The sequence below is a fragment of the Paenibacillus sp. 01T47 genome, assembly GCF_056398245.1.
The window spans coordinates 305,243-331,708 of the sequence record NZ_JBFTPA010000006.1 but is presented as its reverse complement, the minus strand read 5'-3'; the positions used below and the strand labels follow the sequence as shown (position 1 = coordinate 331,708).

General features: G+C 44.7%; 23 protein-coding genes, 1 pseudogene and 1 other annotated feature. Of the genes and pseudogenes, 2 read left to right on the top strand and 22 right to left on the bottom strand.

Translation table 11 applies throughout. The features are described from left to right. Window positions 1-10 precede the first annotated feature (10 nt). The 14 genes and pseudogenes from AC1DOV_RS15300 to AC1DOV_RS15235 form a co-directional block, all read right to left on the bottom strand. A complete protein-coding gene (locus AC1DOV_RS15300; protein ID WP_477550344.1) occupies window positions 11-835 on the bottom strand; it encodes a hypothetical protein in 825 nt (274 codons plus the stop codon). Window positions 836-857: 22 nt separating this feature from the next. Then, a complete protein-coding gene (corA, locus tag AC1DOV_RS15295; protein ID WP_430054790.1) occupies window positions 858-1,808 on the bottom strand; it encodes a magnesium/cobalt transporter CorA in 951 nt (316 codons plus the stop codon). A gap of 177 nt (window positions 1,809-1,985) precedes the next feature. Continuing rightward, window positions 1,986-2,144 (bottom strand): hypothetical protein, encoded by a 159-nt coding sequence (locus AC1DOV_RS15290; protein ID WP_477550343.1) that lies wholly within the window; start codon window positions 2,142-2,144, stop codon window positions 1,986-1,988. Between the two features lie 63 nt (window positions 2,145-2,207). Beyond that, window positions 2,208-2,405, bottom strand: a pseudogene (locus tag AC1DOV_RS15285) (GNAT family N-acetyltransferase); the annotation flags it as partial. A gap of 111 nt (window positions 2,406-2,516) precedes the next feature. Beyond that, on the bottom strand, window positions 2,517-2,651 hold the full coding sequence (locus AC1DOV_RS15280) for a hypothetical protein (RefSeq protein WP_477550342.1): 135 nt from the start codon (window positions 2,649-2,651) through the stop codon (window positions 2,517-2,519). A gap of 44 nt (window positions 2,652-2,695) precedes the next feature. Next, window positions 2,696-3,409: an adenosylcobinamide amidohydrolase gene (locus AC1DOV_RS15275; RefSeq protein ID WP_477550341.1), complete on the bottom strand. Its 714-nt coding sequence runs from the start codon at window positions 3,407-3,409 to the stop codon at window positions 2,696-2,698. A gap of 85 nt (window positions 3,410-3,494) precedes the next feature. After that, entirely contained in the window at window positions 3,495-4,595 is a 1,101-nt protein-coding gene (cobD, locus tag AC1DOV_RS15270; protein WP_477550340.1) for a threonine-phosphate decarboxylase CobD, read from the bottom strand. 21 nt (window positions 4,596-4,616) lie between these two features. Then, window positions 4,617-5,429 carry an adenosylcobinamide-GDP ribazoletransferase gene (gene cobS, locus AC1DOV_RS15265; protein WP_477550339.1) on the bottom strand — a complete coding sequence of 271 codons (813 nt, stop codon included), beginning with the start codon at window positions 5,427-5,429 and terminating at the stop codon, window positions 4,617-4,619. After that, on the bottom strand, window positions 5,411-6,391 hold the full coding sequence (cbiB, locus tag AC1DOV_RS15260) for an adenosylcobinamide-phosphate synthase CbiB (RefSeq protein ID WP_477550338.1): 981 nt from the start codon (window positions 6,389-6,391) through the stop codon (window positions 5,411-5,413). The genes cobS and cbiB overlap by 19 nt, the downstream gene beginning before the upstream one ends. Next, entirely contained in the window at window positions 6,388-6,978 is a 591-nt protein-coding gene (gene cobU / locus AC1DOV_RS15255; protein ID WP_477550337.1) for a bifunctional adenosylcobinamide kinase/adenosylcobinamide-phosphate guanylyltransferase, read from the bottom strand. The genes cbiB and cobU overlap by 4 nt, the downstream gene beginning before the upstream one ends. Window positions 6,979-6,988: 10 nt before the next feature. Beyond that, window positions 6,989-8,065 carry a nicotinate-nucleotide--dimethylbenzimidazole phosphoribosyltransferase gene (gene cobT, locus AC1DOV_RS15250; RefSeq protein WP_477550336.1) on the bottom strand — a complete coding sequence of 359 codons (1,077 nt, stop codon included), beginning with the start codon at window positions 8,063-8,065 and terminating at the stop codon, window positions 6,989-6,991. A 26-nt stretch (window positions 8,066-8,091) separates the two neighbouring features. Continuing rightward, a complete protein-coding gene (locus tag AC1DOV_RS15245; RefSeq protein ID WP_477550335.1) occupies window positions 8,092-8,874 on the bottom strand; it encodes a heme ABC transporter ATP-binding protein in 783 nt (260 codons plus the stop codon). Beyond that, window positions 8,871-9,908 (bottom strand): FecCD family ABC transporter permease, encoded by a 1,038-nt coding sequence (locus tag AC1DOV_RS15240; protein WP_477550388.1) that lies wholly within the window; start codon window positions 9,906-9,908, stop codon window positions 8,871-8,873. Before AC1DOV_RS15240 ends, AC1DOV_RS15245 begins: the two co-directional genes overlap by 4 nt. A gap of 2 nt (window positions 9,909-9,910) precedes the next feature. Beyond that, entirely contained in the window at window positions 9,911-10,903 is a 993-nt protein-coding gene (locus tag AC1DOV_RS15235; protein ID WP_477512717.1) for an ABC transporter substrate-binding protein, read from the bottom strand. A gap of 1,122 nt (window positions 10,904-12,025) precedes the next feature. On the opposite strand from AC1DOV_RS15235, the gene AC1DOV_RS15230 reads away from it, so the two are divergent. Beyond that, window positions 12,026-12,469, top strand: a complete 444-nt coding sequence (locus tag AC1DOV_RS15230) for a FixH family protein (RefSeq protein ID WP_477550334.1) — start codon at window positions 12,026-12,028, stop codon at window positions 12,467-12,469. A gap of 4 nt (window positions 12,470-12,473) precedes the next feature. Here AC1DOV_RS15230 and AC1DOV_RS15225 read toward each other — a convergent pair whose 3' ends face one another. From AC1DOV_RS15225 to AC1DOV_RS15210, 4 genes are all read right to left on the bottom strand, one after another. Then, entirely contained in the window at window positions 12,474-13,160 is a 687-nt protein-coding gene (locus AC1DOV_RS15225) for a sulfite exporter TauE/SafE family protein (protein ID WP_441884680.1), read from the bottom strand. Beyond that, window positions 13,157-15,433, bottom strand: coding sequence for a heavy metal translocating P-type ATPase (locus AC1DOV_RS15220; protein ID WP_477550333.1), 2,277 nt, complete (start codon window positions 15,431-15,433; stop codon window positions 13,157-13,159). Before AC1DOV_RS15220 ends, AC1DOV_RS15225 begins: the two co-directional genes overlap by 4 nt. Window positions 15,434-15,528: 95 nt before the next feature. Beyond that, window positions 15,529-17,400, bottom strand: coding sequence for an arginine--tRNA ligase (locus AC1DOV_RS15215; RefSeq protein WP_477550332.1), 1,872 nt, complete (start codon window positions 17,398-17,400; stop codon window positions 15,529-15,531). A 46-nt stretch (window positions 17,401-17,446) separates the two neighbouring features. After that, window positions 17,447-17,683: a binding site (T-box leader), on the bottom strand. A 76-nt stretch (window positions 17,684-17,759) separates the two neighbouring features. Beyond that, window positions 17,760-18,296: a hypothetical protein gene (locus tag AC1DOV_RS15210; protein WP_477550331.1), complete on the bottom strand. Its 537-nt coding sequence runs from the start codon at window positions 18,294-18,296 to the stop codon at window positions 17,760-17,762. Between the two features lie 120 nt (window positions 18,297-18,416). Here AC1DOV_RS15210 and AC1DOV_RS15205 point away from each other — a divergent pair, with 120 nt between their 5' ends. Next, window positions 18,417-18,782 (top strand): VOC family protein, encoded by a 366-nt coding sequence (locus tag AC1DOV_RS15205; protein WP_441884688.1) that lies wholly within the window; start codon window positions 18,417-18,419, stop codon window positions 18,780-18,782. A 119-nt stretch (window positions 18,783-18,901) separates the two neighbouring features. Here the strand turns inward: AC1DOV_RS15205 and AC1DOV_RS15200 are convergent, their stop codons facing one another. The 4 genes from AC1DOV_RS15200 to AC1DOV_RS15185 form a co-directional block, all read right to left on the bottom strand. Next, window positions 18,902-23,335: an endo-1,4-beta-xylanase gene (locus AC1DOV_RS15200; protein WP_477550330.1), complete on the bottom strand. Its 4,434-nt coding sequence runs from the start codon at window positions 23,333-23,335 to the stop codon at window positions 18,902-18,904. A gap of 298 nt (window positions 23,336-23,633) precedes the next feature. Next, the gene (locus tag AC1DOV_RS15195) at window positions 23,634-24,038 is read right to left on the bottom strand and encodes a hypothetical protein (RefSeq protein ID WP_477550329.1); all 405 of its coding nucleotides are present in this window, start codon (window positions 24,036-24,038) and stop codon (window positions 23,634-23,636) included. A gap of 451 nt (window positions 24,039-24,489) precedes the next feature. Beyond that, window positions 24,490-25,236, bottom strand: a complete 747-nt coding sequence (gene map, locus AC1DOV_RS15190) for a type I methionyl aminopeptidase (RefSeq protein ID WP_441884758.1) — start codon at window positions 25,234-25,236, stop codon at window positions 24,490-24,492. A 197-nt stretch (window positions 25,237-25,433) separates the two neighbouring features. Then, entirely contained in the window at window positions 25,434-26,360 is a 927-nt protein-coding gene (locus AC1DOV_RS15185; RefSeq protein WP_477550328.1) for an aminoglycoside phosphotransferase family protein, read from the bottom strand. Window positions 26,361-26,466: the final 106 nt, after the last annotated feature.

Below are 26,466 nucleotides of genomic sequence, written 5' to 3'. Positions count from 1 at the left end.
TTATCTCAACTCATTTTACGATCCGGATCATTTGTACAACCGGTCTGTTATCTCCAGGCAACGATGCCTTGCTGCCAAAAAGCTGAGACGACCCGTCACCATCTAGAAATATACCGTCAACCAGCTTTCCATCGCCAATGCTTGATATAATTGCTTCTCTAAATACAGCAAGCGAGTTTTTCGTTTCACTAACAATTAAATATAACGCCCCTGCTTGATCGTACACCGCTGCCGATCGCAAGCGATTGTCATCTGGAAACGGCGCATTCTCCTTAACCGACTGCTCAATCCAATGTGCATCATCGCCTAAGCTCATGCTAATACCGCCTTGTGCCCAGAAACGTGTGTGATCCTTCACTTTTATCTCGGACGCTTGGCTTGCAACCTGAACGCTTAATGAATCAGAAGCGCCATCCCAAACGAGTGTGCCACGCGCATATTTTACGTTTTCGCTTCCCGTTCCGAAATTGCCAATTTCCTTATTAATCGGAATGCTATTTACAACCCCGATGCTTAACAGCTGATTGCCATAAAAAAATCCGCCGTTAATGCCGACTTTCCCGGTAATGGTAACATTTGTATTGATCGTTTCAAGAGTGACATAGGCGGGCTTTGTTTGCAGTACGTGCAGCTTTACCCCACTAGTTGAAGTCTTTGAAAAATAGGAGTAATGCAATGCTTGCTCAGACTTTGAGAGATTAACTGCATTGCGATTTCCGAGTGAAATAATCATTAAATAAAGCATCACGACGAGTACAAGCATAATGCCTGCCATAATGCCGACTATGGTGAACAGCCGCTTTTTGCTCATCCGAGCAGGTTCTTTCATTTCCATTGCTCTCCAAGCTCCTTAACATTCATTTAAACCAACCTTTGCTTCGGAACCAAGCATACATGCCAAGCCCGATGACGAGCATAATCGTTATGACAGCAAAATAGCCCCACGTCCACTCCAGTTCAGGCATATTACGAAAGTTCATGCCATAAATGCCAGCCAAAAAAGTGAGCGGCATGAAGATCGTCGTGATAACGGTAAGAGTTTTCATAATGGAGTTCATCCGATTGGAGTTAAAGGAAATGAAGCTGTCACGAAGATCTGCCGTCATCTCTCGACTTGAATCCATCATTTCAGTCAATTTGAGCAAATGATCATAAATATCATGATAAAAGGCCATATAAGGCTTCAGCCCGTCAATGCGATCGGAATTCGTTATACGATACAATAAATCACGCATGGGGACAATCGTTTTGCGCAAACGCAGCAGCCTAGAACGTATGTTGAATATATCGCTCATAGCCGTTTGACTTTGTTCGTCGCCGCTTCCGATTTCCATGTCAAGAAGCTGGTCTTCCAGCTCATGAACCGCAGGAAAATATTGATCAACCAGCTTGTCTATTACGAGATATGCCGCATATAGCTGGCCTTTGTCGCCGATCTTCGTGCTCGATAATAGCTTAGTTTGAGCTTCCTCAATCTCTGGTGATCGCTCATAATGAAACGTAACAATAAATGATGGACCGATGAACATATTGATTTCATTTACGGTCAACGTCTTACGCTCAATTTCGTGCAGCACAAAAAAATGAATATCGTCGTAATGATCTACTTTCGGCCGCTGAAGCAAATGGTAGCAATCCTCGATAGCGAGCGGATGAAAATGAAAAAAGGTATCGAGCAGTCTGCACTCCTCTTCCTTCGGGTTACTAAAGTCGACCCAATACCAGTCAAGCTCAGGCGAGTTTAGATCTTCTATCGTTAAATCAGTTAACCATTGCTTTTGTTTTGTATAACCTACTATTTTAATCAAAGGATGTTCCTCCGTTCTAAGCGGCACACGATCGATCTTATGACCGATTGTTCAACTTTATCATTTTACACGATTTCACAATCGCTGTAATGTAACTCCGCTATTTTATTCCGCTGCTTCTTTTATATTTATCAATGAGCATTCCCTCTAATTGGCGCCTTGCTTCCAGGTTTAAGTCTAGATTGCGGATAAATGCTCAAACCATTCGTATTCTTTTGCCCATTTTCGCAGCTTTTTCTCGTATTTTGTCTGTTTGAGCTTCTCCCATTTCCCGTTTCCGTCCGCTATAAATAAATCGGCAATAAACTCAAAGACAATTTCAATTAGCATCCCCATTGTTATCTTGTCTCCCGGCATGGCGTAGTCGGTAGTCGGCAATAGTAAAAGCAGTACGCTGTTTCATTGTTTAAGCTGCATGTTCGTATAATAGGGTTCAAAACCACAATTCGTCCAAAATTGCTGCCCTCGCGGATTGGAGGCCAACACATCAATCGTCACTTTGGCACCGCTTGGAAATGAGTCGCGGACTAATTGTTTTAATACTGCGCTTCCATAACCATGGCTCCGATGCTGTCGAGCGATGCAGTACTGTCTGAGATAAACATTTGACTCCTCTGGTTAAAAATCATCTTCCCTGATTTGATATACCGCATATCCTAAAATAGCAGAAGCCTTCTCAAACAATGCAATCTCCCAGTCGCTTGACAATCATCCAAGAAATCTGTCTTCAAGCTGCACGAGAGTCATTGGATTACGGCTGCCTTCATCCTCGATAAGCTCTTTGTTCATTTGAGAGAGAAGCTTAAGATCATCGATCGTCGCTTTTCGTATCCAAAATTCCAATTCGCATACCTCCTTATAGAAATTATGGCGAAGGTCGTTAATCCTTAGTCATCATGCTGCGTTCGTGTTGCTTCTAGTACAGTCTCATAGACCGCTTCTCCAATCGCGCACCCAATTGTCGTAGCTGCACCAGCATACGCATGAACCGCATTCCAGCTTGCTGCTTGACTAACCGCTACGACAATGGCATCCGTTGTCGTCCCCGTAGCTGATTGTCCTGTTTCCATCTCAACGATGCCTAAATGCTGTAATGCTGCTGTTTTCGCTTCAGTTGCTGTTATGACCGCATTCACCATAGCTGATTCAGTCATTTGACCATCGATTAAAATAACTATATTGATCGTTCCCGGAGAATAAGCAGAGAAGGTACTTCGCGGCATACCAGATCTTGCTGCATTACGTGTGCCTACCGTCGTACAGCAGATAAGCTTAAACAGATCGCCTTCCATTTCAGTGATGGATGCATGTGTCAGCTTCGCTGCTGTTAATAATCCTACTGTAGCTTCTGGTTCGCAGCCCCATTCCGAACATTGATTAATGATGTCGAGAACAGGATCTTCACATTGATAAGTAAGCGGCACTTTCCAATTCACAATACGATTGGTATAAGAAAAGCCGCCCGGATGAATTGCGCTGCTTAGTGCATATAAAGGAACATTGCTGCTTGCTTCAATACGGTCCTCAAGGAGCTGCAAGCTTACGCCGCACCACAGCTGTGATTGATAATAATGCTGATCTTTGCGAAAGGGCTGTGTCACTTTTTTCCCTCCTTTGGCTGTCACAGAAGCTTATACATGAGTTTAATTTGGAATGGATAGGAAATTTGCAATTTGTTAAATTTCCTTATCCGCCTTGGTTTTCATTCCATTTCAAGCAATGCTTAAAAGCAGCGACCAGCTGTTCATTTTGCTGCCGAAGTTTAATGGCAACCCGGATATACGTATGATCAAGCCCTGCAAATCTCGATGCATCGCGAATAAGCACCCCCTGCTTGCCCATCTCAAGCTGAAGCATGCTGGCACTGAGACCCGCATCGCTCGGAATCCGAATGAGCAAATAATTGGCCGCACTTGGGTTAACTTCAAAGCCGATCGCCTCAAGCTCAGACATGAGCCAAGGTCTTTCCTGCTCTAACCAAGCAAGTGTACGCTCTGCATAATCCTTCTCATCCAGCACCGTTTCCCCAATCAACTGCGCTAAAGAATTAACGCTCCATGGTATTTGCAAGCGTCGCAAACCGCTTATCGTTCTAGGCATGCCAACGATATATCCAAGTCGAATGCCGGGTATCGCATAAAATTTTGTCATTGAGCGGATGACGAACAACCGTTCATGCTTAGTTGCTTCTTGAACAAGGCTGTACCGTGCTTCATCAGGCACAAAATCCATAAACGCCTCGTCAACTACGACGTAGGCTCCTTTACTTAAGAGTGCACGTATAAGCTCTGGATCTACGAGCTGCCCCGTTGGATTGTTTGGCGAACCGAGCATAACTAATGATCCTGTTGCGGCCGCTTCGCATAAATGCTCGGAATCCAAGCTAAGCTTAAATTGCATGTGAGATGATAATTTAATTTCATACACAGCTCCGCCGATTTTCCGAATGGCATCGCCATATTCATCAAAGCACGGAATGGCAAGTGTCGTTAACTTTGGTTGCAGCGTACGGACGATAAGATCGATTAGTTCTGCCGCTCCATTTCCTACTACGATGGATTGAGCATCAATATTATGTAGTTCAGCAAGCTTCTTTCTTAGGCCGCGAACGGCTGGATCAGGATATTGCTCTATCATATCTGCATAGGTAAGAAGCGCTTGTTTAACGCTTAACGGCGCTCCTAGCGGATTCATATTCGAGCTGAAATCAACAAATTTATGTGCAGGTATATCGAACGCTTCTTCCGCGGTCCGCAAATCGCCGCCATGACCATATCTTTCTAACATTTTACAAAAACAACTCCTTTTCTATTGCGCATATAACCAGATGACCGCCGCAAGCAGCAATAACGCTTCAATCGCTTCGTTCATCGCACCATATGTATCCCCAGTTAATCCGCCAAGCTTCCGATTTAACCATGTCGCTATAAAACCACCACAGCAAATCGTTAAGATGACGATAATAAGCAGCATTATTAATGCTACGTTTGTACCGGTGCCGGCGATCCAAAAAGTAAGGACAGAAAGAATGGCTGCCATCACAAAAGAAGCAGTCGCCTGCGGCCATTTGACCTCATTAAATAAAACAGCAATCCCTTCACCCTGACGGGCATTCGGCCACCCTGAAATAGCTGCACTCATCCAAGCACGGCTCCAAATCGGCGCGATGATAAGCAGTGGTCCATATTGCTCAAAATGGCCACCATTCAGCAGTTCTGCTAATAACGATGCTTTGAGAAGAAGGAGCAATACTGCGGCAATGACGCCCATCGCTCCTACTCGGCTATCCTTCATAATCTCTAGCATACGCTCGCGAGAGCGGTGACTCAGCACGCCGTCTGCTGTATCCATCCAACCGTCCAAATGCAGGCCCCCGCTTAATGCAGTCCATATCGCAAGAATCAGTACAGCACTTGGCCAAGCAGGGACAAATAATGCTAGCAGCCACGTACATGCAAGGAGGCAGATACCGATAAACGCACCAGCTACAGGGAAAAAGACGACACTTCGCGAGAGAACAGATCCTTGGAAAGGAACCGTGATGGGAACTGGAAAACGAGTTAGAAATTGAAAAGCAGCAATAAGTGCTTGGAAATACAGCTTTAATTCACGACGAACCATACGGCGATCACCCCCGCAAATAATATAAAACTAACGCTGTACAGTAACCGCACGCTTAGTACAATATCGTTTGGTTCCAGTTGGCGAGTTGGCCATCCCATCCTTGCTCGTTCACTGATTACGCCAAAATACGAATTCAAACCGCCGAGCTCAATGCCTAGCGCTCCTGCAACCGCTGATTCCGGTATGCCGCTATTTGGACTTGGATGAAGATGTGCAAACGTGCGAATGGCAAGCCACGCCTGCTTCGCCTTCATTCTCTGATCAAACAGCGATGACAGCGTAAGCAAAACGCCAGTTATTCTTGCAGGGATATAATTTAATACATCATCCGTCCGTGCAGAGCACCAGCCAAAATACTTATATTTTTCATTGCGATATCCGACCATGGAATCCAGCGTGTTCGTTGCACGGTAGAGCATAGCAAGCGGTGCTCCTCCAATTAAAGCGAAAAACAAAGGTGACACGAGCGCATCTACCGTATTTTCAGCAACCGTCTCAATTGCAGCGCGCGATGCCTCCCGTTCATCCAGCTTTGCAGTATCTCGGCCTACGATATAACCAACATATTTACGTGCTTCATCTAATCTTCCTACCACTAGTGGATGATAAACGAGCATAGCTGCTTCCTTTAAGCCCTTAACCGCTAGTGTTGTGGAAATAAACCATGCGCTCACCGCATAGCCTAGCCAAGTATGTATAGCATCTGCCGCCCAAATAATGAACCACATTGCGCCGCAGCTTACAACGAGTGTGACAACGGTCAACACTACACCTAAACCTCTTACAGCAGCCGGGTGTTCCTTCAATCGTTCAGGAGCAAGCAAACGTTCCAGCAGTCGAATGAGCCTGCCTATCCAGATGACAGGATGAGTTGGCCATTTCGGATCACCAACGATCCAATCTATTGCAATGGCTGCCGCTGCGAGGAGCAGGAGCTCCTTTATTGAATAAATCATCATAATTGATCCCAGTTAAAAGCTTGCGATTTCAATTCAACTGGAATGCCTGCGGTGACGAGAAAAACCCGCTCGCATATCGCAGCAATCTGTTGGTTGAACCTCCCCGCCTCGTCTCGAAAAAGCCTGCCTAGAGGATATGCCGGAACAATGCCATCTCCTACCTCATTGGTTACAATGATTAATGGATATGGATAGTTGTTAATAGCTTCGAGAAGTTTCTGCTGCTCCATTTGCAGCCTCGTATCTTCATACGATTCTTGTTCTATTCGCATAAGCCAATTCGTCAGCCATAACGTTAAGCAATCGAGCAATACGACAGCAGGCTGCTGTCCGTTTGAAATTTCTTTATCGATTTGCTCTTTCAATCTGTAAAGCTCATTTGCTGCTTCATGCGGATCTTCGATGGTCTGCCAGCGGAAGCCTGAATCTTCACGATCCTTGCGATGTTTTCCTATTCGCTCGCGCATCTCCATATCATACGGCTGACAGGTCGCAATATAAAATCCACGGGCTGCAACCCTCATCGCATACTGCTCGGCAAATCCGCTCTTCCCGCTTCTTGCTCCGCCCGTTACTAGAATTGCCATTCACGCTCACCTAACCTTTGGATACGCCTGCACTCTCAAATGTTGCCATTTCATTCATGAGATGGAGCGCAGCGTCTATAAAATGAAAACATAATACAGCACCAGTGCCTTCGCCAAGCCGCATCTCCAGCTGCATCATGGGAAGCAAACCTATCGATTCAAGCAGCTTCAAATGGCCTTGCTCTTGAGAGAGGTGGGAAGCAATCATAAAGGGAAGCGTCTGCTCCGCTATCCGCGATGCGACAAGCGCTGCAGCAGATGAAATATAACCATCGATGACGACTGGGCAGCCGTTTGCTGCAGCTCCGATAATAACGCCAACAAGCCCTGCGATTTCTGCACCGCCAACCTTAGCCAGCACATCGATTGGATCGACACTAGCGCGGTCCAATTCGTTGACAGCAATTGCGCGTTTGACTACCTGCACTTTATTTGCCCAGCTTTCATCATTTATGCCAGTTCCTCGGCCGACTGATTCCTCAGGAGATAGACCCGTCAATACGGTCGTTAACGCCGCACTGGCAGTCGTATTGCCAATACCCATTTCGCCTGTTGCAAACAATCGGCAGCCGCGCTGCACCTGCTCATTAACAACTTCAATACCAACAATAATAGCTTGGACGGCCTCTTCGCGAGTCAACGCTGGCTGCTTGGCCATATTGGCCGTTCCCCGCACCACTTTACGGCTTACTAGCTTCTCATGCTCCAAATCCGCATTTACACCAATATCCACACAAACAACATCTGCGCCAGCTTGTCTTGCCAGCACATTGACTGCTGCTCCTCCGCTGAGAAAGTTTAGCACCATTTGTGGTGTCACCGCTTGTGGAAACGCACTGACTCCTTCATCGCATACACCATGATCACCCGCCATGACAATAACGGCTTTATGTGACAAATCCGGCCACAGCTCGCCTGTAATGCCGGCAAGCTGCCTGGCGATTGTCTCTAGCTTGCCGAGGCTGCCTGGCGGTTTCGTCAATGAATCAGAATGCTTCACAGCTAATTCTGCTGCCTCTTCATTAAATGGTTTGATTTGTTTGATCGTCTCTGCAAGCTGAGTTTCCAATGCATGTTTCAATTTCATAACTCCTTCAAGCGTATTATAAGCTTTTATATTTTCATATCCGGTTGGAGCAATATTTGCGGAGCACCTGTAACAGGATGGGCGATCACAGTTGTATCCGCCTGATAAACCTGCTTGATAAGATCTGCAGTTATGACCGCCCTAGGTGTTCCAGCTGCTGCAACTTTGCCTTCATGAAGAACGACAAGCTCATCGCAATAAAGCGAAGCCAAATTAAGATCATGCAAGACGGCAATAACGGTCAGTTCACGATCACGCTGCCAAGCACGTACCGTATCCAAAAGCTGAATTTGGTAACCAATGTCCAAATAAGTCGTCGGCTCGTCCAATAATATAATAGAGGGCTCCTGCGCCATAACCTTTGCCAATGCAACACGTTGACGTTCACCGCCGCTTAGTTGATCCATTTTGCGATGCGATAGCTCTTCGAGTCCCATGGTCATTATCGCTTTATCAATAATTTCCTCTGAATCATGTTTATCGCTGCCAAGCCAGTTTTGGAAAGGGTATCTTCCCATGCTAACAACCTCACGCACAGAGAATCCTACCTGAGGCAAACCGCTTTGCTGCAAAACTGCCATCCTTTGTGCGATTTGCTTTCTTGGATATGCCGAGATGCTCTGCCCCTCGAATAAAACTTCACCTTGCACCGGCTGTTCAACGCCTGACAATACATGCAGCAGCGTTGATTTGCCAACACCATTAGGTCCAATAACACCGTACATCCGCCCTTTTTGAAATGAGCAGGAAAGCTTATTGAGCACAGTCCTCCCTTGCACCGTCTGAACGATGCTGCGCACCTCAATCATAACGCCCCTCCTTGCTTCAGCTTCCGCCGATGCAGCAAATACACAAAAAATGGCGCACCAAGCAGAGCCGTAACAACGCCAAGCGGTATTTCCTTAGGCGTCAGCGCCATGCGCGCAAGCGTATCAGCCCATAAAATAAATATGCCTCCACCGATAGCCGATAAAGGGGTAATTAATCGATAGTCGGGGCCAACGAGCAAACGAATGAGATGTGGAACCACGAGTCCAACAAAACCAATTACACCAGAAACAGAGACTGCTGCTGCCGTCAGCAAGGTCGAGCTGATTAAGACGATCAGCTTCGTTCTCTCGACACGGATGCCAAGATGCGCTGCATGGCGTTCCCCCAGTACAAATAAATTGAGAGATTGCCCATATGCAAGCAGAAGTGGAAAGCCTACCGCGAGAAAAGGAATAAGCATATATACATGTTCCCAGCTTCTCATCGCAAGCGACCCCATTAACCAGAACAAAATTTGATTCACGACGCCCTCTGAGACGGACACCATGAAGGATACAAAAGCGCCTAAAAAAGACTGGATGATAACCCCAGATAAAATTAGCGTTTCAATATGTATAATACCCTTGTTGCGAGACAACCAAAAAACACCAAGCAGCGTCAAGGTTCCTGTAGCAAAGGCAACTAGCGGTATCGTCCACATGCCAATCGCTGACTGCAAGCCGAATAAGATAATGAACGATGCACCAACTGAGCTCCCCGAAGACACTCCTAGTGTATAGGGATCAGCCAGCGGGTTTCGAAGAACCCCTTGAAAGCCCGTGCCAGCAAGTGCGAGACAAGCACCAACGAGGACAGCAAGCAAAATACGCGATAGACGTACTTGCGTGACGATCGCTATTTCGGCAGGTGTATAAGGAACTGAATTATCAGCAAGCCAAGGCAGCTGATGAAGCAAAATACCCCAAACATCTCGAATGGAAATACCAGCCGAACCAATCGATAAACTTACAACGATAGAAACAGCAAGAAGGAGCATAGCTGCTCCTCCATACCAAACTAATTTATAGGTCATCATTATTTTACGAGATCCGGGTGAATCACTTTCGCAAGCTCCAGCAAACCATCTGCAAGTCTCGGCCCTACACGAACAAGCGGATCCTCTGTTACTGCATGCATTTGCTTATTTTTCACCGCATCAATGACATTCCAGCCAGGACGGCTCTCAATGCCAACAACAATCGGATTCGGCTCCTCCTTCAATGCAGGGTATATAATGAGCTCGGGATTCTGAGTAACAATCGACTCTGCACTCACCTCATACCAGCCTGGAGCAGCTCCAGCAACATTCTCGCCGCCAGCCAGTGCCAGCAATTCGTCAAGGAATGTGCCAGATCCAACGGTCCAGCCTGGGGAAAATTCTAAATACACTTTCTTTTTCACTGCATTCTTAACTGCATCCGAAACTTGTTGCTTCACCGAAAGCATGTGACCTGCAACCTCAGCCGCTTCGGATTGTTTATTCATAATATGACCTAAATTTTCGATTTTGGCAATAACTGCATCATACGTGAGAGGGTCTGTCGCATAGACCGGAATTTTCAGTTCTCTGAGCTTCGTGATTGCCTCTCCATTCATTGAAGAAGACGCCAGCACGAGATCCGGATTGAGAGCTGCAACAGCTTCAATATTCGTCGTCATATCGCCAACCTTTGCCTTGCTTGCCGCCTCCTCAGGATAGTTGCTTGACTCATCTACACCTACCACACGGTCACCTGAGCCGATTGCATAAATAGCTTCGGTTTCACTAGGAGCAAGCGAGACAATTTTAGTTGGCTCTTGCTCAAACGTAATTTCCGTACCTGTATCATCCTTTAAAGTTAGTGGATAAACGGTCGATTCATTCGCCTTGGATGGCTCGTCAGTTGCAGCCTGACCAGCATTATTCGTTGTTTTTCCCGGCTCGTTAACCGTGTCCTTATTGGCACCGCATGCTCCTGTGAATACGAGCATCATCACGAGCAGAAAACCTACTAGCGTTTTCATTGTACTTTTATGTAACCTTTTCATTTTCCTTACTCCTCCTGCGTCATATATCGTATTAAAAATAGCATCCCCGACCTTGAGTCAGAAATGCTAGTATACGCTTTTTCTAATTAGGCTAAGCGAACAGCTTCTCCAACAATATCGGATCATGCAGGAGAAGATATGGTGCATCTATCCCCGTCCATCATCTATAAAATGATCCGTTGTTACTATACAACGTCTTGTTCTATTTGTCTAATGACATCCATGCCATACTCATCCTAATTATCGACGTTCTGCTTCACTCATTTGCCGCATAGGTAACGTAATGGGTCTATTTCTTAGCGCGCGTTTTTTTACCATGATGAGTGCGTTTAGCCTTGGCCTGAACTGAGCAGCAAGATGTAATTTTCAAGAGTCCGGCTCATATTTGAAGCTAACGGACATACATTCCGCTATTTGGGCTAACGGCTGCTAAAAACTAACTGGTGGAGCCAAATAAGGGGGCTTCAATGTCCGATGCAGCTACGGCAGCGTAAGTAGCGTAAATCATCACAATAACGTATCTGATGTCCATGAGCTTTTCGCAATAATCACTTCAGATCTCCTAACGGACATACATTCCGCTATTTTCAAGAATTGGGCTCATATTTGAGTCTAACGGACATAGGTTCCGCTATTTGGACAAGAATGAGCTAAAAACTTACCCGTGGAGACAAATAAGGGCTTCTATGTCCGTTACGGTTGTGGAAACAGCGAAAATGAGCTTAATAGCGTATCTGATGTCCGTTAGCTTTTCGCAATAGTCACTTCAAACCTCAACGGACATACATTACGCTATTTTCAAGAATTGGGCTCATATTTGAGTCTAACGGACATAGGGTCCGCTATTTGGGCAAAAGGTAGCTAATAACTAACTCGTGGAGCCAAATAAGGGCTTCTATGTCCGTTACGATTGCCAAAACAACGAAAATGAGCACAATAGCGTATCTGATGTCCGTTACCTCTCCTTGCGACTTCTCCACCCTTGCTATGCTTTTATTTTTCTTACCGTTCGTTCCGCAAGCAAATAGCAGACAGCAGATAATACATCCGACTCTAACACTCATTCTTTTTATGAATCTAACAAAAGAATATGCAACTCATAAAGGAGGTTCTTTCCTAGATATGAAAGTAGAACACAAACCAAATTATAATCTGCTAAAATTCACTATCATTTTACTGGTTGTGGCAATTGTCGTTGGCATAGTTTTCACATGGCTCCGAAAGGGCGAAGAATTATCTCCTCCCATGACTGAACATGTATTCGACAAAGGCGAAGCTAAATGGTCCATCGATGGTTATCCAGCGAAGGTGCTACACAACAATTTATTTAAAATCGAGCTTACTGATCTCTCGGGCGCCCCATTACAAGGAGCTGAACTATCAGTCAAGCTTGAGATGATGGATATGGTTTGCGGCGATTACGAGTTTAAAATGACGGAAGCTGAGCCTGGAACGTATACGGGCGAAGGCGTACCGCTGATGGCTGGCACATGGAAAGCGACTCTAACACTCAAGACGGTTGATCAAACGTATACCATCGACAGATTACTGCGAGCGGTTCATTAGCAAATTACCAAAGCCATGGATTAATCGAAGGAATGACACCATTCACCGCAAGCCCGCGCAAAATCGAGATGACACCCACAGCAATCGCCGTGACTACACTTGCTTTACGCATAAATCGCCGCCATTTCTTATTGGCAAAAGCAGCGATCGACGCGGCAGCCGCTAAAGCAGGGAAAGTCGATAGCCCAAACAGAGCCATGACAGCCGCTCCTTCAAGTCCTGAGCCAGTGGAGGCTGCCGTCATTTGCATCGCATAAGTTAAGCCGCATGGCAAAAATCCGAAGGCTATTCCAGTTGCGAGCAAATGGAACGTTTCCTGCTTAGCAGAGCGAGAAGCACCGCCTACTAATCTTTTGTGCAGAAAGCTAGACAATCGGTTCATGAGCGGCAGCTGAAATCTCCGCCAAAGCCAGAGCAGCAAGAAACAGCCGCCAATAATGGATGCCAATCCTTGAACCCCTGCAAATTTACCTGCAACATCCACAAAAGAACCTACTGTTCCCATTACAGCCCCTAATAAGGAATAAGAGAGAATGCGGCCTGTATTATATAGAAGCATTGATTTTTTAACTGGCGCTGAGGAATTTAATGAGACGGTTGATACAATCCCCCCGCACATACCGATACAATGAGGTGCGCTGAATAAGCCTGTTAAAATAATGAATCCAATCAGCTGCCAAGTCAGCGTCATCTGCTTGCACCAACCCGGCTCTTGCTTTGTAGCTGACCAGAAAGCCGAAGCGCATTGCTTACAACAGAAACAGAGCTAAGCGCCATCGCCGTTCCAGCCATCCAAGGCTCAAGCAAACCAAAAGCAGCAAAAGGGATGACGATAACATTGTATAGGAAAGCAAAGGTTAGATTTTGACGCACATTTCGAATCGTTAATCGGCTAATTCGAATCGCTTCTGGAATGGCATGCAGACGAGAGAAAAGCAGCGTCATATGGCCTGCGCTAAGCGCTGCATCTGTTCCTTCACCCATTGCTAAACCAACATCGGCTGCGGCTAATGCCGGTGCGTCATTCCATCCATCCCCTGCCATTGCGACTCGTTTGCCGCGACGCTTTAACTGCTCCACCAGTGCCAGCTTACCCTCGGGAAGCATGGAAGCATGTATGCTTGTAATGCCAACCGCTTTTGCAGCAGCAAATGCCGGCGCCTTGTGATCTCCAGTAGCTAGAACAGCGGAAACCCCTAAATTTTTAAGCTCTTTCACTGTCTCTCTCGCGTTTTCCTTTATCTTATCGCTAAATGCGATTACACCAGCAATCTGATCGTCTATTGCTGCATATAGCACGGTTTCACCCAAATCCTCACGTTGCCTTGCGAATGCAATGATATCGACGCTCAAAGCCCATTGGCGTTCTGCTGCAAACCGAGCATTTCCGATAGCGAAGCGCTGTTCCTCAATTATCGCTTCAACTCCTCCGCCTGGTGAGAAGACATGATGACTGGAAGCTGGAATAATAAGCCCTAGTCTGACCGCCTCCTTCTCAATTGCTCTTGAAAGCGGATGTGTGGAGTCCGCTTCAGCGGCTGCCGCCAATCTCAGCAAAGCATTTCGGCTCCCTTTAATAGCTAGTGAAGCACTTATATGAGGCTTGCCTTCCGTTAATGTTCCTGTTTTATCAAAAATGATCGTTTGAATGCTTGCCAAACGTTCAAGCGCGCCCGCTTCCTTCGTAATAATGCCTTGCTTCGCAAGTCTGCTGGCTGCGATGACAAGTGAAATCGGTGCGGCTAGACCAAGCGCGCATGGACAGGCTGCTAATAAAACAGCAATGCCGCATATGAATGCTCGGCCCCAATTCCCCGGCTCAAGAAATAATCCCCACATGAAAACCGTTGCAACGGCGAAGAGAAGCATAACAGGAACAAACCAGCTTGCAGCCGCATCTACATTTCGCTGAATGGCTGATTTCGAGCGTTGTGCTTGACGAACAAGCTCCTGTATGCGGTTAAGCATCGTATCATGGCCTGCCGCCTTCGTACGAATGCGAAGCTGCGAGCTTTCATTCCAAGTTCCCGCCCACACTTGATCTCCTTCCCGCTTTGCAATCGGCAGACTCTCGCCTGTTAGCAATGATTCGTTGGTTGCGGAGTGACCGCCGCATACAATGCCATCGACCGGAATCGTTTCTCCAGCCTGTACGATGACAATATCGCCCGCTCGAACAAATTCGGTCTGAATATGTATCACTTCACCTGCCCGTTCAACCGCCGCCGTCTGACTTTGCAGTTTGCCGAAGCCGTCTGATCCGCGCTGCGCCCGCAGCGAGGCGGAAACTTCAATGTATTTACCCAGCAGGACAGCTGTGATTACAACAGCAGAAGTTTCAAAATACAATGGCGGTGCATGAGAAGCCACCTCTGAGATCGGCCGAAACAAGCCGTTCTGAAATACGACATAATGGCTGTACAGATAGGCGGCTGTCGTTCCAATAACAACAAGCACATCCATATTGGCGCTTCGCTCGCGTACCGCATGATATGCGCCGAAATAAAAAGGCAAGCCTATAGCGAATTGAATAATCGTGGCAAGTATGAGCTGCAGCCATGGAATAGTGAGCCAAGCAGGTAAATAATCAAGCATCGGCCTTAAAAAAGGCAGATGCTGCATCATCCCAGTTAATAACGGCACCGTAAGTACCGCTGAAGCAATGAGCCGCAGCTTCAATATACGATGCTCCTTGTGCAAGCCTTCTTTAGCTGTCTCATTAAGCATCGCTTCAAAACCTAATTGCTTGACACGCTCAGCAATTTGTTTCGCTCCGAGCCGCTCAGGCTTAAACTGTACCCAAGCGGTTCGAAGCGGAAAGCTGACGGCAGCCAATTGAACACCATCCATTTTGCTGACTGCTTTCTCTATTCTTGCCGCACAAGCTGAGCAGCTCATTCCCTGAACCGCAAAATCTATCGTAAGGTCGCTATCCTCTACCTGATTATCATGTACCTGCTCCATTTGCAGCACCCGCCCTTCGTTCATCGCTGTTAATGCCTGTACCTCTGCGTTAAACTATATGACGGGCAAGCCAATTGCATGATTGGAACATCTGTTTACATTCTATTTGGCGCAGGAAGTCCCAGTATGTGAAGTGCATCCTGCATCGTTTGCTTATAACGCTCGGTAAGCCAAATACGCAAGCTTTTCGCTGAGCCTTCAGCCTTCAAAATAGGACATGTGGCGTAGAAATGGTTAAACAATGCGGAAAGCTCATATACATACGTACAAAGCTGATTAGGAGACAGCTCCAAAGCGGCAGCTTCCAGCGTTTCTGGCCAATAAGCTAAATGTCTCAGCAATGAATGCTCTTGATTCTCAAGATCGCTAATCTCAGCTAGAGCTTGTGGGTTAAACTCAGTGTCTCCTGCTCTCTTCAAAATACTGCTGGAGCGAGCATACGTATACATCAGATAAACACCTGTATTGCCGGATATTTCGGTTGCTTGATCAAGATCAAACACAACCTCTGTTTGCAAGTGAAAACGAAGCAAGTAATAACGAATCGATGCTGCTGCTATCGTACGACTTGCCAAGCCTCCTTTACGGGATCTTTTTGCGTCTATGATTTGTTCCATTCTTACTAAGAAATCCGCTATTTTTATGCCGATTCCTTGCCTGCCTGACATCGCATACGCATGCTTGCCGTCTGACGTATCGATACCTAAACCATTTGCCGTATTTGGGCTTAATGCAACAACACCATAACTGACATGCTTTAACTGCTCTGCTTGCTCCTGAAAACCCAAACCGAGCAATGCTTGTTTAACCATAGCCTGCGGATACTCTTGGCGCTGATCAATTACATTTATGACCATATCCGCATGACCGATTTTTTTCCTTACACCACTCGTATGCGTTGACCACAAACCATCAGAAAACTTCTGGTAACGGAAATCGTTATCGAGCAATCCAAACTTCCACAAATGGTAAGCAATATCTTTAGCCGTATAAGTCAAAATTCCGTTTGAGCGAACGAGCACTTTATCTGCGTGGAAATCCGATTGTTCCTCTTGTTCTCCGTTTTCATCAGAATGCTTCAGCACATAACAGCCCTTCAGCTTCCCTTCTGTTTCCTTGCGGAATATTCCCGTTGACTGCAGCAGTTCAAACGCGCGAGCCCAGAAGCCTTCACGCACAATATTGCTTTCCCATACCAGAACATCATACGTGATGCCAAACTGCTTCATTTCCTCGACATGCTCGCGCACAATTCTTTCTGCGACCAACAAGCCCATCCATGCTACATTCGAATGCCCTTCTTCCAGCTCTGCAAGAACCTTGGTACGTTGTTCAAGCAATTCTGGCTGCTCTTTATAAGCTCGATTAATACTTGAATACGTATCCCAGCAAAAATCCCCAAAACGCTCATAAGGCAGCACCGACTTTGTCTGAAGAATGCCTACCACCGTATCCGCTAATTGGTTGCCTAGATCATCAATGTAGTTATGCACCTCAACCTGATGACCCGTCCTTCTGAGCATTCGCGCAATCGTATCGCCTACGCAGGAATTACGCAAATGACCAATATGCGCAGATTTATTTGGATTGATAGATGTATGCTCAACAAGCACTTTTTTGTTAACTGTCGTTTTCTGTGATGCAAGCTGTTCTATATTGACTGCCCACCAAGACCAATTCACATAAAAATTTAGAAACCCGGGTGAAGCAATTTCAATCTTTTTTATGGATGAGGAAAGACTTGGATGCTTGATTAATTTTTGTTTGAAGTCATCTGCAATCAATGAAGGCGCACGTTTTAAAAGCCTAGCAAGCTGCATCGCAATATTGCTGCTATAATCGCCATGCGCTAAGTTAACGGGATGCTCGACCGCAATTTTGAGATTTTCAGGTCGCTCTGTACGTCCCTCTTCCAGCATGCCTTGCGTTATTTCTTCAATTGCTCCAATAATCAGCTTATGAATCATTGTAATTCCTCCTATTATCAAAATAAAAAAGGCCCCCGTCTCTAAAATAAGAGACGAGAGCCATAAAGATCCCGTGGTACCACTCTAAGTGCCAAGCCTGATAAGCAGCTTGACCCCTCATTTTCGTAACGGTCAATGACCGGATTTGCCTACTAAGTAACTTCGTTCGTTTCGGCAAACCATTTCATGGGCCCGCTTCATCTAAGACATCCGTACCGGCTTCCACTAACCCGGCTCGCTGTAACTATCGGTCCTAGACTACTGTCCCAATCGCTAATGTTGTTATTTCTAACTCATATGCTTAGAAGTATTTATACAGGAAGTGTATCTCGGTGTCAAGTCTCGCTGCATTTTTCGAACTATAACTTCCATTTGTTCAACGGTTCATCATCCCACACTTGCACTTCGATGTATCTTTCTGGTCCTCTTTCTCCCTTGGCATTCCATTCTTGTGGCAATCCAAATTCTCTTACTACTTCAAAGATCTCGTTCATAGTATAGACCTGACCTCGATAAGGCTTTCCGTCTTGGAACCTCATCGTCGGAAACAAATCTCCATAAGTAAAACTAATCGTATTTGACTCGAAATTCGACATTGGAACTTGCAGTACTTTACCTGCTGGATACCATTCTAAGAGCCATGGACATTCCCCGAGAGTCATATAATGGGGAAACTTCCGAATGGGCATGCCGCCTTTATCTATAAATAAATCTCTTGCTTTTAATTCGAGACTCCGTCGAATTTTCAAATAATCCGTGGACCGTTTGCTAGCGAAGCCTTTATTTTGAACTATGATTTCGTTTAAAACACGATCTGCTTCCTCTGGATTTAAGTCTGATAAATTGCGGAATGGACCAGTCGATTCATCATAGTAGTGATACAAGTATTCAAGCATGCCTATATTCCCCCAATCCATAAAAAGTATAATACTACTTATGGTTGCTTTTCAATATGGAAAATAGTAGAATCTATTATAGAACGTATGTTCTTATTGATAACAAAGGAGCTGCACCTTATGTTTAAGAAACTAGAATGCGTTTGCATTCACACGATCGAAATTGAGAAATCTCTTGCCTTTTACACTACGATGGGTCTAACTGAAAGCTGGAAAATAGAACGAGCATTAGAGGATGGGTTTGTTTGGAAAATCATCGGTCTAAAATTTCCAATGAAGGACAGCTCTGAACTTGTTCTTAGCAATCATCCTGACAACAAATTTACTGAAGTTGAAATTCTGGTTGAAGATGTCCGTGAAGCACACAACGAGTTAAGCAAAAATGAAGAAATTCAATGGATTAGAACACCCTTTGCTACGGAGTCAGGACATGTCGCTGTATTCGAAGCCCCTGATGGCAACGTTTTCGTTCTAGTTGGAAAATAAACCAAGAGCCGTTAAGAAGAGTTGTATATGGGCCAACCTCGAATGGGTCCAGCACTCATATCCCAACAAACATCTTATCGGCTCTTTTTTAACTCATTTCTATTAGAAATTCATAGAAGTTATTTCGTAGATTTTTGCAGCAACTGATATAAAATGACAGCTGCTTGTGCACGGCTTGCCGTTTGATTTGGTGCAAAGCTGCCATTGCCCATGCCGTTAATTGTACCCGCTGCTTGCAGCATGTCTACAGCCTCTTTGGCATATTCAGCTATAGCTGCTGCATCGTTGAACTGGGCTTTATCGTTCACTTGTTCTAACGGAATGCCCGCTTTCTGCAACGCTCTGTATGCCATTGCTGCCATATCCTGACGGCTTATTTTGTCATTAATGCCGAATGTCCCATCTGACAACCCTGTAACAATGCCTAATTGCTGAGCTGAAGCAACTGAATTATAATACCAAGCGCCTTCCTTCACATCATGGAATGTGCTGATCGCTCCTGCTTGCTTCAGGTTTAGCGTTTGAATAAGCATATGGATAAACTCTGCTCTCGTCACTGAACGATTAGGCTCAAAAGCTTGTGAAGATGCACCCGTAACGATGCCACGAGCTGCAAGCCCGATAATACTGTCTTTCGCCCATGTAACAGAAGTTATATCTTTAAAGCTTACATCGATTGAAACAGCAGCATATTTACTAAAATGAGTCGTAATAAACTTGGCTATACCTGTAACAGCATCGTATCTGCTATTCGCAAGCACTTCAAGCTTCCCATCCTCAGAAATATACAATATGACGATTTGATTTGCATTTTCGCCATTCTTCAACTCGTAAGGCACAGATACATCTACAGACAGACCATTTCCAAACTGGCTTATCATCTTGCCGCCAATGATTAAGCTGAAATCATAAACCGCATTCGTTCCAATCTGTTCACGAACCTCGCTAGACATTGTCTCGGCTGCGATTTTATTAACAATGAGTTCAATATTTCCTGTCGATTCAGTGGCTTCGAATAATGAAATCGGCAATTGAACAGTAGCAAGGCCAGCGTTGAATTCGATGGTTTTAATACCTGCCGTTTTCGCAGCTTGAACTTGCTCAACAGAAATATTGAAAGCGACCTGCTTCGCCTTATCCACAGCTTTAGCCTGGAATTTCAACAAACCGGCTTTAGCATCTGCAATAGCAGCTTTCACATCGGCAGCACTGATAGATGCCTTAGCATTGCCGTTCGCATCTATAGTAACATTAATTTCCCCTGGTTTATTAGCAGGAATGCTGCCTGTGTTGCCGTTGCCGCCAGGATTAGGGTCTCCGCCGCCATTAGGCTTGCCAGCTAATACAAGCACACCGAATCGTGAGGTGTTCTCATAAGACTTTCCTGTTGGATCGTTCCACATCCATACGCTATCTCTTTTACCCGTGCCGTTATCGTCATTGTTGACCTGAAGATCAAAACCAATGATCGTCTCGTTGCTTGAAGTGATCAAATCCAAGTTGATTGCAGCCTCTACAATGTAACCCGTAGCAATATTATCAGTCCCATAAACTGTCTTCGTCACCGAAGTGTAGTTGTCATGAGAGGCATGACCGCCTACCGTATGCAGATTTTTGTAATTAATTCGATATTGACCATCATCACCCTCATAAGCGCTAGTTTTTCCATTGTTTTGGTCTACGAAAACTTCAATGGAATCATGTTCCCATGGGTTTGGACTCGCATCCGACAATTTTTTGTCGGTTACCAAAGCATAAACATAAAGATGCTTATCGTCCCACATCGTATAAAATTCAGCTTTAGATCCTTCGCCGCCTTCTACTTTAACTTGGGTAGCAAGCTTGCTGGCGCTCGCCCACATTGCATCCATTTCACCGTCGAGAATAGGCGTACCGTATTTTGCAGTTGATACTTTTGTTCCTGAGATAAGCGTCAACTCGCCATAACCGCTGCTATTCTGATCTTGATTGTTTCCAAGATCGCTCCACGAAATGATACTGCCATTCTTGCCATGCTCAGTACCGTCATCTGAACCAGAATCTGTGACGCGAATATCAAAAGATACTTTGCTGTCCACTGCGCTTCCGCTTAACGGAATAGCAGCAGTAATTGTATAACCTTTATTCGTTTCTACAGCGTTAGCTGCCCCTCTTTCAACCTGTACCTTTTTAATTTCATTTCCGCTCTTCACGAACAAATCGACCTTATCACCAGCAAATTTCGATGGATCAGTCACGATTGCCTTTACATAGATATTATTTTCATCCCACAGCACTTTCATAGCAGCTTCTAATACGCCGCTCTTCTCCAATGAAATAGCTGGAATTGTACTCCAGAAAATATCATTGATGTTGCTTGGGTTTGGACTTCCATTTGCAGCATTTGCAGTTTTCTTCACCGCTACCAGCTTCGTTGGATCAACCATTCCCCAATAAGCAGGTTTCGCTTGGAAGTTTTTATCGAAAGCAAATGGCGCGTCTTGACGAGTGACCGGACGATTGTGGAGCCATGTATGGTCGTCAGCGATTCCCCAGAAGGTAACATTACTTATCCAGCCTTCCGGATTTTCAGCTGTCCTGCCCATATCATCCAATTTCTTCAATTCTTCGAACAACTCTTTAAAACGGTAACCTTGTTTGGCAAGCAAATCTTGAGGCACTTCTTGATAGGCATCCGTGTTGTTCGAATAAACCGAGACATCAAATTCAGTTAATTGGTTGTCGAAGCCGGCCTCACCGAACATCTTAATTGAATTCGAAATTTGCTGAATTGACGGTCCGCTAATGTTAATATGAGTTTGGTGGCCAACCGAATCAATAGGCACACCTTCTGCTTTTAATCTCTTTACAAGGTTTAATAAAAAGTTTGCTTTTTGCGGATTATTTGTTCCGTAATCATTAATAACTAGCTTGGAATCCTTAGCCTTTGCATATTTTATCGGGTCCTGCGCATACAACTCATCGAGCAATCTACGCGTTTCAGTAAAGGCAACTTTAATGAAATCTTCGCCTGTTAATTGATACCATAAACTATTACGCATACCATTCGGTCTGCCCTCATCAATGACCTCATTCACGACATCCCAATCCGTCGCGACGTCTGCATATCTTGGTACCACTGCGCTTAAGTAATCTTTTAGCCGACTGAGAACAAGCGCTTTGTTTTCTGGAGTTGGACTCAATACGGTGCCATTATCATCGTTAAACATCCAGTTTGCTGCTTGTTCATGCCACACAAGCGTGTGGAATCGCATGTTTACTTTGTTGTCTCTTGCGTATTTGGCAAGCCTATCCGCACTCTCGAAATTGTAAGTTCCCTTTGTTGAATTAATTGAACCAGGCTTCATTGCATTCTCAGCAACGACTGAACTGAAATGCATATCTAGAAGTTCTCTGCTTTTCCCTTCAAGCTGAATCGGCTCTAGCGCTGCCCCTACTTTGAAATAATTTTGATAAACATCCTTCAGCTTCGCTAGATCTGTCTGAACAGGTAGGGATGTCTTAGGCGGCGGTTCCGTCATTAAGACATTAATATCGTCGATATAATAAGCGTCACTTACACCCGAACTTTCAACATAGAAGCTTAAATCTGTTAAATTCGAATTGAAACTAAATGTCCCCTTAAGCTGTACCCAATCTGTCGAAGCTACTGCTGCTGAGGCAATGCTTACCCAGCTATATGAACCACTTGCATCCAGTTCAGCCGATAACTTTATCGTTCTGGAAGCGGAAGGCGTTTCAGTAAGCTTGACGAAAGCTGTAACCTCATATTTTGCATTTCTGGTCATTTTGTCGAATACACTAACGGCCGGCCCGTTCCAGTCCAACGAACGGCCTGTCGTTTTCAAGCTGTATTGGCCTGACTTTTGCTGTTCTTGTGATACCGCTACGGCTACGCCCTCTCCCCTTGGTTTCCAGCCTTCTACTGTACCGCCATCAAAGTTATAGCCGAATTCCAATGGCCCAATCGGAGTACCTCCACCACTACCAGGGTTTTCAGTTGGTGTATGATCTACGATCAAGAGATCATCAATAAACACGTCAGCAGTCGACGAAACTGTCTCCAAATACATCGTCATAGCTTTTGAGCCAGTAGGTCTCGTATACGATGTTTTCGAGAAGGTTGTCCAGCTTTGATCATCAATGTTTTGGTTGCCCACGATCCAATCAAAGTTATTCGTTTGATCGGTCATTCTCATCGTAACATGCGCTTGATCTGTACCTGCTCCAAGCTTTACTTTAAACGAAATATCGTAACTATGTCCCTCTTGAAGCAAAGCATTGAGCTCAATGCTCGGGCTGCAGCTAACACTACCCCGCCCAGATAACTTCAAAGCTTTTGATCCCGTTGCGGCCTGCTCTGAAGAAACGGCTGCCTGCGGAGTGCCTCCGCTGCAATTAAACGGCTGCCAGCTGCCAGCATTTCCATCCTCAAACCCATTTTGAAGCACTGTTGTAGATGCTGCTTGAGCTGTGTTCCCGAATCTTCCTATCGGCGTCAGCATACCGAAGAGCAAAATGAACGCCAATAGCATACTTAACTTCCTTCGCATTTCCATCCCCCTTATCTTAATACGAATTGATAACGCTTACACAAAAATCTTATCAAAGCAGAAAGGAATAAAATACCTGAAGAAATATAGATTGTGCTCTAAAAATAATAGTTATATTTATTACTTTAACTAGAGATTTACAGTTTACAAGGGATGAGTTCCACCCAACGCAGTCGACAATTATCCGCACAAAAAAGACCCTTATCTCACAAATGAGAAAAGGGTTTAACCATTATTATCATTACGTTTAGTTAAAATCGCATAATACGGAACTGCACATTAGAGAGATCAACAAGCTTTACATACACTTTTGTTCATTCTCTGTAACTCCATTATTATCAACGGTTAACTTCGTGCTCCCAGAAAGGGATTCTGTATAACCGCAAGCAACAGTCTCCTTCGTCATTCCCCTGTCATCCGTATATTTCAAGTATACGGCACCTTCACCTGTTAATTTCAATTGCGGTTTTATTCGAACCGTGTCGCCAGCTTTAATTACTTTTGCATAGCTATGCTTTTCAAGGCTTGAAATAATTCCAGTTTCAACCGAAACGATATCATAATCCGATTGATTATTAATCGTCACAGAGAAGCTCTGCAGCATTCCGAAATTGTCAGTATTTGTTCTAAGCCAGTTGAATAAAAAAATGACAAGCAGCAAAGAGAAAACGCCTAATAACATATATCCCATTTTTTTGCTCAATATGGCTCCTCCCTCTCTTCAAGGTATTCATCTGATTATCGATGCGTTTTTCCGAAATATGCATGAAGACTAACTTCTTCCTGATATGTAATAAGACACTCTTCCTATTAAAAAAGTAACATGTCGTTAAAAAATGTTTAAAAAGAAGGGTGTTTTAAAAAGTTAACTTCGGAATCCATACCCAAGCTTTACATCTATTAATTTTCGAGAAAAGAACCTTCGTTTCCACTTTTACAGTTTATTGGAAGGTTCTTTCTACATCCATAAAGTCTACTCACTCACGCCCTTTTGGGGACAGTTTCTAAACTTAGAATTTTGTTCTACAAAATAAAATAGCCTGTGGCCTGTTGTTCCACTAGGAACAAACAGGCACGCAGGCCAAGTACAATGAAATTTATAGTAGTGGCCATTAGGCCATATTCATTTGCTATAGTCTGTTCATTTATTAAATCTATTGCTCGGTTAAAATAATCGGACCATTTTCTGTAATAGCAAGCGTGTGCTCGTATTGCGCAGATAAGCCGCCATCGATCGTTCTAGCCGTCCATCCGTCTTCATCGATTTTGCTGTGGTACTTCCCAGTATTAAGCATAGGCTCAATTGTCAAAACCATCCCGGCCTTTAAACGTGTACCTCGATTCGGCGGGCCATAATGAGGCACTTGAGGCTCCTCATGCATTTTCTGACCAATACCGTGACCTATAAAATCTCTTACAACCGAGAAGCCTTGTGCTTCAGCAAAAGCTTGAATCGCATGAGATATGTCGCCGATTCTGTTTCCGACTACAGCCTGCTCTATCCCTTTATACATGGATTCCTTTGTCACATCAAGCAGCTTTTGTGATGTTTCCGATATATTGCCGACTGCATAAGACCAAGCGGAATCTGCTAACCAACCGTCTAGGTTGACTACCATATCAATGGTTACGATATCACCATCGACTAATGCCCGCTCACTTGGAAAACCGTGGCATATTACATCATTAACCGAGGCACATGTTGCAAAAGGGTAGCCGTGATATCCTTTTTGTTCAGGAGTTGCTCCATTCTTTTGCAAAAAAGCTTCGACAAATTTATCAATCTCTAATGTCGTTTTGCCTGCTTGAATAAATGTACGCAGCTCTCGGTGGCAAGCAGCTAAAATTTCACCAGCTTTTTTCATCTTTGCTATTTCTTCACTCGTCTTGATAACAATCATTTCAATCACCCAATCCTTTACTTCATGGACAATGATGCCTGAAGTATTTTTCTAAAAAACAATGTGATTCTAAGGATACCTCAAATGGTCAAAAAAATATATCCAAACTGCACACAAACCGTCAGCATGTTGTCAGTTGCGTGTTCTCATTATATGTGCAAATGTCACTGCGTGTGTAAAGAGGCATTTTAAGGTTTTTACCCTTTAGGGAGAGATAGCAGCTTATCGCGAAGCTCGATATATGCATGATCCCAGCCCATTTTCGCAAAAAAGCGAAGACCGTCCAGACCTTTAAAGTATCGAGCTCCAATAAGCCGTTCTTTAAAGTTTTCAATTGGTTTGCCTAAATGCTCATAATGAACACGGAATGCTTCACCCAAATCTATACCAGGTACTGCTTCTTCTATCGTCGCTATATCGATCATAAAGTCGCCATAGATGAAACCTGCATCTATAATTCCGGTAATGCTGCTGCCATCAGAAATAATATTCCACTCATGACAATCATTATGAACAAAATGTCTATGTGCTGCGTTATAGCTGCAAAATGCCAACAGCCTCGAATATATCTCTTCAAAAACATCACGCTCTAAACAGGTCGTCTGATACAGCTCATGCCAGTTTTCCCAAAAGGTTCCCTCCTGATTCTCTGCAAAAAACGCTGCTACAAATGACTCCCAATCCGCATATTGACCATTTTTTCCGTCGATGACCGGGCCATATCCTGTTGTTTGTCCTAAATGAACCTGATTCATCTTGGAGATGACATGAACCAAATCCGGCACAACGGCCATTTTTTGCTCAGCCTGCAAATCCGCCAGTACGATTCCAAGCTTTCGCTCAGAAATACAATAGGAGAAATGCCGCTCTTCACCGATACCGCAAACTTTCGGATAAGGCAACTCTTGTGAAGAAAGCAGATTTGAAATCGTCTCTTCCTGCAGAAATGATTCTTTGGATGAATTGAAGCGTATTACATATGGTTCATTTGCCCATTCGAAGAAAAAAACGCTGCTGAAATTACCGCCTTCATTAGCCATAATATGGCTTACTTCACTTCCAAAGTGGCGCTGCAGCACCGTATTCACTTCTTGAATCGATAAGCTCGGTTTCGTGTGCGACATAATCAAGCCCCCCTATAATTTGGATTAAATATAGCTTGATTTCGTTAAACGCAGCAAGAGAAACAATAGATATATTCATTTGATACTTTTACCTCAGGTGATCTAT